This window comes from Ferrovum sp., from assembly GCF_027317285.1.
Classification (GTDB): domain Bacteria; phylum Pseudomonadota; class Gammaproteobacteria; order Burkholderiales; family Ferrovaceae; genus Ferrovum.
In genome coordinates, this window is record NZ_DAHVHV010000024.1 from 1 (window position 1) to 12,211 (window position 12,211).

The following is a 12,211-nucleotide window of genomic DNA, read 5'->3' on the forward strand; positions in this document are numbered from 1 at the left end:
AAACGCTGCAGGAATTGCTGGCTCTGATTCCGACGACCAAAGTGATCGTATTGACGGGAAATACGGATCGGGAAAATGCCGTCCGGGCAGTGGCGCTGGGCGCCTATGACTTTTGTCAAAAACCCTTCGAGCCCCAGGTGCTGGCACTCATTCTGGAGCGTGCCCTCGCCCTGCATCGCCTGGAAGCAGAAAATTCCTCCCTGAAAACCCTGCAGACGCCCACCCCGTTGCAGGGGATATTGACGCACGATCCGGTGATGCAGCAGTTGTGCAAGACCGTAAAACGGGTAGCCACTTCGGAAGTCACGGTCCTGGTTCATGGAGAAAGCGGGACCGGCAAGGAACTCTTTGCGCGCGCCACCCACCACCTGAGTCCCCGCGCCGAACAGCGTCTGGTGGCCATCAATTGCGCCGCCATCCCGGAAAACCTGTTGGAAAGCGAACTGTTCGGGTATGAAAAAGGGGCGTTTACCGGCGCTACCAAACAGACGATCGGGCGCATCGAATATGCCCAGGGAGGCACCCTCTTTCTGGATGAAATAGGCGATCTCCCCCTGTCCCTGCAGGCAAAATTGCTTCGCTTCCTCCAGGAACGGGTGATCGAACGGCTCGGTGGAAGGGCCGGGATCCCGGTGGATGTGCGCGTGGTCTGCGCTACCCACCAGAATCTTGCCGAATTGATCAAACAGGGACGTTTTCGGGAGGATCTGTATTACCGGTTGAGCGAAATCGTGCTCAAGGTGCCGCCCCTGCGGATGCGCTCCGGGGATGTGGCTCTTCTGGCCAATGCCTTCCTCGAAAAATATGCGTCCAGTCAGGGACGATCGCTGCGCGGGTTCAGGCCTGAGGCGATGGCCACCCTGACGCATTACCCCTGGCCGGGCAACGTGCGGGAACTGGAAAACGTGATCAAGCGGGTCAGCGTCATGGCGGAAGGACCTTATGTCAGCACGCTGGATCTGGGTTTGGACGTACCGGCAGAGGACGGGGCGATGGCCACGCTCCCGTTGAATTTGCGGCAGGTTCGGGAAGAGGCTGAGCGCAAGGCCATTCTCGACGCCCTCGCCCAGAGCGATGGAAACATCGTCCAGGCCGCAGAACTCCTGGGCATTTCCCGCCCTACCCTGTACGGGTTGATGCGTCAGTACCGGCTTCGCTGAGGGGGGGCAAGGGCAGGGGGAAGGACAGGCGAAAAAGCGTTCCCTTGCCCACGGTACTGGAGACCGTGACACTCCCCCCCAACTCCTCCACGTACGTGCGACATTCGTAGGCGCCGATGCCCATGCCGGAGGTCTTGGTGGAATCGAAGGGACGAAACAGCCGTTCCTTGATGAAGTCTTCCTCCATTCCCTTGCCACTGTCCCGGATTTCGAGGATGGCTTCGGTTGGCGTGGAATCCAGCAGGATTTCCACGTGACCGTCATAGGGCGTGGCTTCGCAGGCATTCTGAATGATGTGTCCGATGACCCGTTCCAGACGCTCCGGGTCGGCACGGATCCGGGCGTTTTGCCGGACGGTCAGGGAAGGGACGGGCTTGAATTTGGATTTGCTGAGCAGGGCGGCGCGGACCCGTTGATGAAGGTCGAGCGAATGCTGTTCCTGACCGGTGGAAGCCCCTCTCAGCCGGAGTAACAACTGGTTCATCTTGGTGACGGAATTATCGATGGTGAAGAGCACGTCTTCCTGAAACTCGGGATTGTTTTTGTGTTTCTCCGCGTTTTCCAGGAGCAAACTCAACTGGGCGATCAGATTTTTCAGGTCGTGCACGATGAAGGCCGACATCCGGTGAAACGATTCGAACTGGCGGGCCACCAGCAGGGCTTCGCTGGCCTGTTGCTGGGCCAGACTGTTGGCCAGTTGGTGACCCGCCGCCTTGAGCAGGTCGCTCACCTCCCAGTTGAATTCGATCTTGCTCAGGGGCTGGGCCAGCAGGATGAAGCCGATCAACTGGTTGTAGAGCATGAGGGGGACGATCAACCAGGCATCCTCTATCTCCGAAAGCCAGTCGGGAATCACCAGGTCCGGATAGGGCGGGAATCCCGGACGGTACTCATCCAGATCGATGACCCAGCGGGAACGGGACAGAAACCGGATCAGGGAAGAATCCGGCGCCAGGGGGCGGAGTGCCCTCCCTATCCCCAGGGCAGCCACGCATTCATAGGGCTTTCCGGGTTCGCTCTCCATCCACAAGGCCCCTTTCTGGCACTCCACCAGGGTTCCGAGCGCTGTGATCGCCGCCTCGTAAATTTTTCCCGGCGAATCGGAACTGAGCAGCGTGCGGGTAAACTTCATCCATTCTTCGCGATAGTCGTACTGATAACTGAAAAAATGTTTGTTGATCCAGATCTTGAACTTGGAGCGGATCTTTCCTGAAAACATCACGATCAGCAACAGCAGGGTTGCCGCAGCCAGGAAGGTGAATTGCAGGACAGGTCCCCAGTCGCCGCCCACGGAGCGCAGGTAATACCCTGCTGCAGCCATGAACAGCAGATACAGACCGGAACCCAGCAAACTGACGGAGTGGAACACCAGATGTCGGGAAACATGGATTTGTCCGGCCCATTCCCGATTCCGCAGGATGGAAATCAGGATCAGGGGGGCCGTCAGGGTGTTGATGAAGCCCCGGGTGATCCACAGCGTGCCCCGGACGTGAGAAAACAGCAGGCCTTCGGCATAGAGCAAAAAGTCGTAGACAAACAAGGTCCCCAACCCCAGACACAGAAATTTGATCCCCCAGCGGGCATGGGCGGGGGTGTTTCTGAAATACTGCTCCACCAGCGTTATGCCGAAGATGGACAGGGCGACATGCAGCACCAGATCCGACTTTGGCATCGTGTTGAGTGCATTGGCCCCGCTCCACTGGTTATAGAGGAGGGTGGCCAGAGCTGTGCCCAGCAGGATCCAGAGCAGGCGGCGGAGGGAGCCGAGCAGGGCCGGGGGAGGACTGTCGGGGGTCGTCATGGCTTTCAGAAGGAAAGCCATCCAGAAATAATCCCGGACGAATTCTGCCAGGTCGGACGGGAAGGGGATGGTGTAGCGCAACGGAAAAAGCACGAGCATCAGCGCCCAGGCACTGTTGGCCAGGCAGGCCAGGGCCAGGGCCGTGCGGATGGGGTTGGCGTTCTTGCGGCCGAGCAGGTACAGCCCCAGCAGCCCGAAAATGGTCAGGGCGCTGAGTTGGCTGGCGAGATCGATGGAGGAGATCAAGGGCGGAGGGCCACAGTCGGGGAGGGGAGGATCATGCTTTCCCCAACAGTCCGGGAAGAAACCCCCAACGGTATTCGTTGATATGGTAGAGGGTTCGGATTTCATCGGTCCAGCGCGTGTGCCACTCCAGGACCTTGCCGTAGAATTCTATCCGGTCCAGAGCGTTTTCTTCAAAGAGGTGCTGGAAGGATTCCTGGCGCATCAGGAAGGCGGGCGAGGTCCCATGGCTGGCTTGCTCGTTATAGGCGGTCTTGAGGATGATGAGCGAGGATTCGTCCGCGATGCAGAGATCCATGGCCGTGACGACGTCACCGAACCAGTAGCGATAGACCCTTCCCTTGCCGCGGGCACAAAAACTTTCGAGAACCCGGGTATAAAACCGTCCCTGCGCGTTGTCCCGGTGAATGGCCGTACCCTGATCGTTTTTCCAGCCAGAACTTTCAAGTTGTCCAAAATCCCTGACGGCCTGGTCCATGTCCTGTGCCCGGGTCAGGATTTCCAGGCGGGGTTCCAGTCCCAGTTTGGTCAGCGCATTGCGCTGTTTTTTCATGTTGGCGCGCAGGTTCTTGCCGCGCGCCTGCCAGTAGGCCTCAAAGGGACCTTGCAGGGTGACGCGTGCCGTCTGGATATAGTCCAGGGTTTTGAGGGTGCGCGAAGCAGGGGGGCGGGGAAAAAGATCCGGGTCCTGCTGGGTGATTCCCAATACCGCAGGGAAACCGGGAAGCGATCGAAGCAAGGGGGGAAGCACGGCCTGCCAGGTGAGTGACGGATGGCTTACCCAGGATCCGAGCGGGCATTGAGACGGCTGAAAGGTCTCCCAACCCCGGCGGCCGGTAGGACGCAGCAGCGCCATGGCGCTGGGGGTCGAGCCGCCAAGCACGGCTAGCCGTTCCTTTCCGGTGCCAAACAATTCCAGCGCCGGCGCAAGAAAGGCGGGATCCAGCAAGGCAGAATTCCTGCCTTGCTGGTTCAGATGTTGCCAGGCGTCCTGGAACTCGCTGAAGCGGGCGGCAGGGTAGAGGGTCCAGGGGGTCATGGGGCGCGTTGATCCGGGGGAGGTGGAAGGGAGCCGGTGCCGGCAAGGGTGGCGGACAGTACCTGGATCATCCAGTCCAGTTCATGCTTTTTCAGGCTCTGATGACAGGGAAACTGAAAAATGCGGCGCGAATAGTCTTCGCTGACGGGGCAGGTCCCCTTGTCCATCCCGTCCCACAGGAACTCGCCAAAGCGTATGACCGGGACTCCGGCAAACTTGAGTTTGCCAAACACGGCCATGGGCTGGTCCATCACCAGCGGAAAGACATGGGGGACGACCCCGGCGGGCAGATGGGGAAACAGGGGGCGACAGCCGGGAAGGGGGAGAGTGGCCTCCAGAAGGGTCTGATAGTTTTCCCGTCTTTTTTCGGCGATGAAGGAAAGGGCGGATTTTTCAGTGACCCAGCGTGCCCAGCGGGAGCCCGAGATGGTGGTGCGGTCGGGATCGAAGCCCGAATGAAAGGGGGCGGGGACGAAATCTTCCGGGCGGGGCGGATCCTCTGCGCGTTCCGGAGAAGGCACGGACGAACCGGAACGTAGTCCCCGGACCACTGCATCCTTGAAGCGAAAAGCCTTTTTGAGCCAGGGGTTGAAGGATCCGAGACGGCCGTAGCGGGAGGCATATTCCAGCGTATTGACCACCGCCTTCAATTCTTCGGACAGGCTGGGGGCACGGGTTTCAATGGTGTTCAGGGGATGCCGGAAAGAAACCAGGCAGCCGCCTTCGTTGAGCGGAAAAAATTTCCAGTTGCTGCCGATGGCGTAGTCGCCCTGGGTTCCCACCGGGCATCCCTCCGTTTCGCCGAAGAAAGCATGGGCGCAATCCTCGATGAGGATCAGGTCATGGGCATCGCACCAGGCGCGGACGGCTTTCAGGGGTTGCAGAAAACCAAAGAAATGGGGCACCAGGACGACCCGGGTGGCGGGGGTGAGACGCCGGGCCATGTCCTCCAGATCCACGGTGGTGTCGGCGTGAATCCGGTAGAAAACCGGAAGGCCTCCTTCGGCCAGGATGGGTTCGATCATGGCGCCGCAATGGTAGGCGGGGACAAGCACTTCATGACGCCCCGACAGACCGATATGGCGCAGGGCCAGGGCAATGGCCAGGCTGCCCCGGTTGACCGTGCGCTGGTAAGGCGCGTCCCGCAAACTGGGCGGGGAAGACGTTCCACCCGAAGCCCCGGTCAAGGCGGCGGACTCGAAGACGGGTTGCTTGGGGATATGCTCTGGCGGTGTGAAGGTCATTCGGTCTGGATGGGAACTGTGGTCGTATGCCCTGAGAACGAACGGCGGCTTATTCCATAGCGGAAATTTCCGACATTCAACCCGGTCGATTGTACCAGTTTTGAAGAGGGGCCAGAAACTCTGGCCCCTCTGATGTGCCCTTCCCTGTGCGGGCCAAAGAGAGCGTGATTAGGCGGTGGCGCCTCGAGGTCCGGAAACGGCCTGTCCGGTGAGCCTGAATTTGCGCATGCCCAACCCCAGACCCAGAGCGCCAATGCCCACGAGAAGGAGGCTGCCGGGTTCGGGAACATTGATGGTGGCTGGCGGGGCGGAAAAGGCACCGGTGTATCCCAGGGCGCCTGCATTATCGATGAAGGTCAATCCCACGGAAGCAGGAGAAGAAGAGTACTTGCCCTGGGCATCGGCCACGGTTCCAAGAATGATGACGCCAAGTTCGGAGATGTTGCCCAGCGAGACGCTCGAGAGGACTTGATCGCTGGTGGCGTAAAAGTTGAAGGTATCACTGTTCACCGGGGAGGTGACGCTGGCAAAGGGCGTTCCTAGCGACAGGGGGCTGGATGTGCCGTTCTGCGGGATTTGCAGGGTGTAGGTTCCATTGGTCGCCGGGTTGACGATGTAGCCCTGGGTTCCTGCGGGAAGCAGGCCATTCAAGTCATTGGGGGCCCCAAAGGTGTTCGTGGGCGTGGCACTGATGGTGAAAGGGTTTTGTACGGTGACGCTGGTGGCCGTGTTGATGCCTGCGCCGAGGACCCCGGGCAGATAGGTGACCCCGCCTGAGGTGAATTGGGTGACGGCGTTACCATTGAAAGAGAAACTGCCGTTGAGTGGGATTGGATTGGCCAGCGCGGACAGGGGGGCGATGGAAAGGGCGTACAGTGCCAGAGAGGCAAACCGTTTCTTTGATGTCATGGGGACTCCTTGAAAAATGGGGTTGAAAAGCACTCATGGTTGAGTGTCAATAAAAATAAGCAATTTACGCGCCAATTTATTTTATTCGTTGGAATACAGTAAGATTGTAATTTTACCCATTTTTTAATGTTGCCAATGTGTAAAAAATACCGACACTATTTGTTTGATATGAAACAAAATGAAATCCATTATAAAAACAGTCGGTTTTTTATAATGTGAAAAAAAGTAAAAGTAAATTTGCCGAAGTGAAACTATTTGAAAAAATGTAAATTATCTGTACATTCAGGTTCGGCCATACGGATCAAATGGTAGATACCTGGATATCTGTCGGTGCAATCAAGGGGGTCTCCCATGAGCCAAGTAGCAGGTTATCCTCAATGGTCACAGTCGGGCGGTACGCTTGCCTGCTGATTTTCTGAACGAGAAGGAGCGCGACCAGGAGACGCAACATCGTGACAATGCAATCGTCGGATCCGGCTTGTGACCCCTGCACAGCGACATCGGAGGGAGGATTGTGGGATACTGAGCAGACGTCAATGGTGTATCAAGAACCCTTTGCGCTGGTCAGGCGCTACCCGTAACTGGGAGTCGGTAGGTGCCGTCCAACTGAACCCTGAACGACCTGTTTGGTTGACGGTTTGAAGATGGTCGACGCGACATCTGTCCTGACGAACGCCGCAATGGCGAGTTGAGATGGATAAGCGCGGCAAAAAGTTTGAGGAAAAACGAAAGGCAGGGGTATGACGACACACAATGCCGCTCTCGCTTGGCTCCGTATCGCCCTCGCCAGTCCGACCGTCGATTTCCGCGACGGTCAGTGGGAATCCATAGACCAACTGGTGAATCAGCGTGGGCGCGTACTTTGCGTGCAGCGCACCGGATGGGGCAAGAGCATGGTCTATTTTGTGTCGGCCAAACTGGTGCGAGAACAGGGGGCCGGGCCGACGCTGATTATTTCTCCTCTGTTGGCCCTGATGCGCAACCAGATCGAGGCGGCCGATCGCCTGAAACTGCGCGCCGAAACCATCAACTCGACCAACTCCGATGATTGGCAGGTCGTGCGCAAGCGGCTATTGAACGATGAAGTTGACTTGCTGCTGATCTCCCCGGAGCGTTTGGCCAATGATGATTTCGTGACCAATACATTGTTGCCCATCGCGGCGCGCATTGGTCTGTTGGTGATTGACGAGGCGCATTGTATTTCGGATTGGGGGCATGACTTCCGCCCGGACTATCGGCGCATCGGTCAGATACTCCGTCTGCTGCCACGGAATATTGCGGTACTGGCAACCACTGCCACAGCGAATCATCGCGTCGAGGCGGATGTGGGCGAGCAACTCGGTGGCGATGTATTGGTTCAGCGCGGCCCGCTGGTGCGCGAAAGCTTGGCGTTGCAGGTGATGCGGTTGCGCAATCCCGCCGAGCGTTTGGCTTGGATGGCCGATCAAATTCCGTCGCTACCAGGCAGTGGCATTGTTTATACGCTGACAACCCGGGATGCCGACCGGGTTGCCCAATGGCTGCGGGAAAATGATATTGAGGCGCATGCCTACCATGCGGGCAAGACGGACCAGGAGCGTCAGGCTCTCGAAGTTGCGTTGTTGGGAAACCGGATCAAGTGTCTGGTGGCAACCACGGCGTTGGGTATGGGTTACGACAAGCCCGATCTGGGTTTTGTCATCCACTACCAGACGCCGGGTTCGGTGGTGTTCTATTACCAGCAGGTTGGGCGGGCGGGGCGTGCCATCGATGAAGCCTTCGGCGTGCTGCTGTCGGGTGACGAGGAAGACGATATCAATGCTTATTTCCGCGACTCGGCTTTTCCGCCGGAGTGGCAGATCGAGCGGATACTGACGGCTTTGGAAGAATGCGAAACCGATGGCATGACGGTGCGGGAACTGGAGCGTGTAGCCAACCTTCGCCAGTCGCAGATCGAAAGGGTATTGAAACTGTTGGTGGTGGAGGATGCCGCACCGGTAGTGAAGATCGAATCCAAATGGAGTAGAACCGCGCAGCCCTTTCGCCTGAACCGGGAGCGTATCGAGCATTTGACCCGGCAGCGCGAGTTGGAATGGGCCGAGATGCAGGCCTACATCGGGGGGCAGCAGTGCCTGATGCAGTTCCTGGCGGCAGTGCTGGATGATCCACTGGCGCAACCTTGCGGCAAGTGTGCGGTCTGCCGGGGCGCTCCCGTGGTGTCTCCCGCAATTTCCGATGCACGGCTGATCAAGGCGCAGCGTTTCGTTCGGCAAAGTGAGATGTTGCTGGAATTAAAGAAGCAATGGGATGTTTCTGCGCTGCCCACCTATGCCGCACAGTTTTCCTGTACCAAGGCAAACATCCCACAGAATCTTCGTGGCGAACCGGGGCGCATTCTTTCCCGCTGGGGCGAGCCGGTATGGGGCGAGATGGTTGCGCAGGGCAAGTCCGAGGGGCGCTTTGTGGATGATCTGGTGACCGCCTCGGCGGAGTTGATTCAAACGCGCTGGACGATGGAATCGCCACCGGTATGGATAACCTGCATCCCTTCAACGCGTCACCCTGAACTGGTGTCTGATTTTGCCATACGTTTGGCAGCCGCACTGGGGATTCCATTTCGCCCGGTATTGCTCAAGGCTCGCCATACCGAGGAGCAGAAGGGCATGGAGAATCGCTACCACCAGTGTCACAACCTGGACGGGGCATTCGCGGTTGATGCTTCGGGGGCGGAATTTACCAAGCCAGTGTTGCTGGTGGACGATGTATTCGATTCCGGGTGGACACTGACACTTGCCGTGGCTCTGCTCCGGCAGGCGGGCAGCGGGCCGGTGTATCCTTACGCGCTCACGACTACGACTGCGAAATAAGCGAAGACGGTGTGATGAAACATGAGTGAAAAATCGACAACTAATCTGTCACCGGATACTGAGGCGATTTTATTGCTGTGTGGCCGCTTTGGCAGTGAGCATGGCGAGCGTCATGCTCCTTTGACGCAGAAGGAATACGAGCGGCTGACGAAGTGGTTGCTGGAGTGCAAGTTGCGCCCTGGCGATTTGCTCGGTGTCGATCCGGCTGGTCGATTGGGCGACTTGATTCAGGCCGGTCTGGAACCGGCACGCGTTGAGTCTCTCTTCGCACGGGGAACTGCGTTGGCGTTGGCCTTGGAAAAGTGGCAGCGCAGCGGCTTGTGGGTGTTGTCTCGTAGCGATGCAACTTATCCGAGGCGCCTGAAGAAAAAACTTGGGCAGTCTGCACCGCCGCTGCTGTATGGTGCTGGTGAACTATCGTTATTGGACGCAGGCGGGTTGGCGGTGATTGGTTCGCGAGATGCCTCAGAAGCCGCTCTTGAATTTACCCGCGACGTGGCCCGTGCTTGTGCGAGCGATGGATTGGGCGTGGTCTCCGGTGGTGCCAGGGGGGTGGACGCTGCCGCAATGCAAGGGGCAGGCGAAGCGGGTGGCGTGGTGATCGGCGTGTTGGCCGCCGACTTGCTGCGCGCCAGCGTCAATCGGCAGAACCGGGTAGGCATTCAGTCCAGCCGACTGGTGTTGATCTCGCCGTTCAATCCCGAGGCTGGCTTCAACGCCGGAAACGCGATGGCGCGCAATCGTTATATCTACGCCCTGGCCGATTATGCACTGGTGGTTGAGTCCGCGGAGGGCGAAGGTGGTACATGGGCAGGTGCCACTGAAAATTTGCGCCATGGGTGGACACCGCTTTATGTGCGCACACCGGGGGAAAGCCCAGGTAATGCGGCGCTCATCGCAAAGGGCGCACAAGGATTTTCCTACGAAATTTCAGAATGCGCATCGATACGCGAGGTTCTGGAAACAACCTGTCAGCCCGATACGCCGTCATTGTTTCGGCAGACCGTTGCAGACAAGAGCGTTGCGACGACTATGCAACCCGATCTTCCGCCCGCCCCGATTGATGTTGTCGCTGCTCCCGAACTGGAAAATGTGGCAGAGGCGGCACCATCCGCAGGGCACGACATGTTTCAGGATTTCCTTACCAGGCTGCGCCAGGTGCTCGGCGAAGCAGCGAAAAATGATGAGGAAGTTCGGCTTGCACTGGGCTTGGAGAAAGGTCAACTCAAGGTCTGGCTGGCCGCAGCTGTCGAACAGGGATACCTTGAAAAGAGAAAGAAACCAGTGAGTTATGCCCTGCCTCGCCAGCAGGCACTTTGCTGATCTTGAGAGGCTTGTTATGGAAAAAGATTTGATTACTCATGCAGTACTCGAAAGCCTTGCAGGCACTACGGCGTTCCAGCGCGGCACAGTATCCGGCAAGAAAAAGCGGAGTGACCCGTGGCGCGACATCAGGGAGTATTTGACTGCTCAATCGCCGGAAGTTTTGGTTAATCTCCTGCTCGACGTGGCACAGCGCGATGACCGGCTCTACCGGTCGCTATTGCTCAAGGCCGAACCTACCGGCGCCGGTGGCGGGAACGTGGTTAAGGTATTCCAGCGGGCAATTGATGGCGCGACGAGCATTCATGGTTTTGTTGACTGGCGGGAGGTGGGTACCTTTGCCCGCAATATCGAACAGGTGGCGGATTCGCTGGCGGAATTGCTCAAGCCCGATACCGCTGCCATGCTGGTTGAACTGGCCGAGTACGCCATCGAGCGCATTGAAAATTCACTGGAACAGGTGGACGATTCGAACGGCGAGGTTAGCGACATCGCTCATCGCTTGGGCGAGTTGCATCTCAAGGCTTGCACGATGGCGCGACCCGAGCCAACAGGGCTGGCCGAGCGTCTGTTCCGGTTTGAGTCGACGCTGCCGTTCGGTATGTGCAACTTCGATGCCGCCACCTATCGCGCCGCTCTCGGCAAGGAAGGCCTGCGCCTCTACCGTGAACTGGCAGAAGCCGCGTGGCGCAAACTCAAGCCACGGGATGCAAAGGGCAGTTACGATGCACACCGGGACAGAATCACTCGAATCATGGAGCGACTGGCCGAGGCGAGCGGCGATGTGGAAGAACTGGTCGCGATCAAGTCGCACGATCTTTCGTCCAGTTATCACTATCTCGGCATCGCGGAAATCTGGACTAAGGCCAAGCAACACGACAAGGCGCTGGAATGGGCGGAACGTGGCCTGAAGGCTTTCCCTGAACGGCCTGACAACCGGCTGCGGGATTTTCTGGTGGAGGCCTACCTCAAGCGCAAGCGCAATGATGAGGCGTTGCAACTCACCTGGATCCAGTTTGGAGAGCGTCCGATCCTCGAACATTACAAGAAACTGCATGATGTCGCAGGTAAGCTTGGTCTCTGGCCGGAACAGCGTAATCGAGCGCTGGCATGGGTTGCCGAGGTCATCGCACGCGAGGCGAATACAACGAGCCGCTGGAAACCGAAACCTTCGGCGCCCAACACCACGTTGCGGGTAGAAATCGCGTTGTGGGAGAACGATCTCGATGCTGCCTGGGAATCCATACATGAAGGCAGCTGTGATCGTAGTCTGCTGATCGCGTTGGCTGGGAAACTCGAATCTTCGCGTCCCGATGGCGCGATCAGCCTATACCGTCGCGTGGTGCCAGCCATCGTAGAGCAGACCAATAACACCGCTTATGAGGAAGCGATCAGGTTGATCCGTAAGGTGGGCGGGTTGATGAAAGCGCTGAATCAGTTACGGTCGTTCGGCGATTACCTGACTGAGTTGCGGATACAGTTCAAACCGAAACGGAATTTCATTAAATTGCTGGATGGCGTGGCGCGGAGTGCCGTGCATTGAACATGGGCTCGTATGCAAGGCATCCATCGAAGGGGGCATGTTTCATCATCGGCAGGCGGTGTAATTGCTCAAACATGCGGTGTGTTGTGATTGCCTGTCAAAG

The 12,211-nt window shown here is 58.1% G+C and carries 8 protein-coding genes and 1 pseudogene; 5 read left to right on the top strand and 4 right to left on the bottom strand.

The features are described from left to right. The coding region (gene prsR, locus M6F29_RS06725; protein ID WP_298158057.1) for a PEP-CTERM-box response regulator transcription factor at positions 1 to 1,160 on the top strand (1,160 nt) is incomplete at its 5' end. On the opposite strand, the gene prsK is transcribed toward prsR, so the two are convergent. From prsK to M6F29_RS06745, 4 genes are all read right to left on the bottom strand, one after another. After that, positions 1,120 to 3,207 (bottom strand): XrtA/PEP-CTERM system histidine kinase PrsK, encoded by a 2,088-nt coding sequence (prsK, locus tag M6F29_RS06730; protein WP_298158058.1) that lies wholly within the window; start codon positions 3,205 to 3,207, stop codon positions 1,120 to 1,122. The two genes, prsR and prsK, sit on opposite strands and share 41 nt — an antisense overlap. 31 nt (positions 3,208 to 3,238) lie before the next feature. Further along, entirely contained in the window at positions 3,239 to 4,243 is a 1,005-nt protein-coding gene (locus tag M6F29_RS06735) for a GNAT family N-acetyltransferase (protein WP_298158059.1), read from the bottom strand. Continuing rightward, positions 4,240 to 5,487 (bottom strand): DegT/DnrJ/EryC1/StrS family aminotransferase, encoded by a 1,248-nt coding sequence (locus M6F29_RS06740; protein ID WP_298158060.1) that lies wholly within the window; start codon positions 5,485 to 5,487, stop codon positions 4,240 to 4,242. Before M6F29_RS06740 ends, M6F29_RS06735 begins: the two co-directional genes overlap by 4 nt. Positions 5,488 to 5,655: 168 nt before the next feature. After that, positions 5,656 to 6,396 carry a PEP-CTERM sorting domain-containing protein gene (locus tag M6F29_RS06745; RefSeq protein ID WP_298158061.1) on the bottom strand — a complete coding sequence of 247 codons (741 nt, stop codon included), beginning with the start codon at positions 6,394 to 6,396 and terminating at the stop codon, positions 5,656 to 5,658. Between the two features lie 468 nt (positions 6,397 to 6,864). Here M6F29_RS06745 and M6F29_RS06750 point away from each other — a divergent pair. The 4 genes and pseudogenes from M6F29_RS06750 to M6F29_RS06765 form a co-directional block, all read left to right on the top strand. Then, positions 6,865 to 7,038, top strand: a pseudogene (locus tag M6F29_RS06750) (IS3 family transposase); the annotation flags it as partial. 98 nt (positions 7,039 to 7,136) lie between these two features. Then, positions 7,137 to 9,242, top strand: a complete 2,106-nt coding sequence (locus M6F29_RS06755; protein WP_298158062.1) for a RecQ family ATP-dependent DNA helicase — start codon at positions 7,137 to 7,139, stop codon at positions 9,240 to 9,242. A 21-nt stretch (positions 9,243 to 9,263) separates the two neighbouring features. Beyond that, a complete protein-coding gene (locus tag M6F29_RS06760; protein WP_298158063.1) occupies positions 9,264 to 10,565 on the top strand; it encodes a DNA-processing protein DprA in 1,302 nt (433 codons plus the stop codon). A gap of 16 nt (positions 10,566 to 10,581) precedes the next feature. Next, complete coding sequence (locus M6F29_RS06765; protein ID WP_298158065.1) at positions 10,582 to 12,108, top strand: tetratricopeptide repeat protein; 1,527 nt, start codon at positions 10,582 to 10,584, stop codon at positions 12,106 to 12,108. Positions 12,109 to 12,211: the final 103 nt, after the last annotated feature.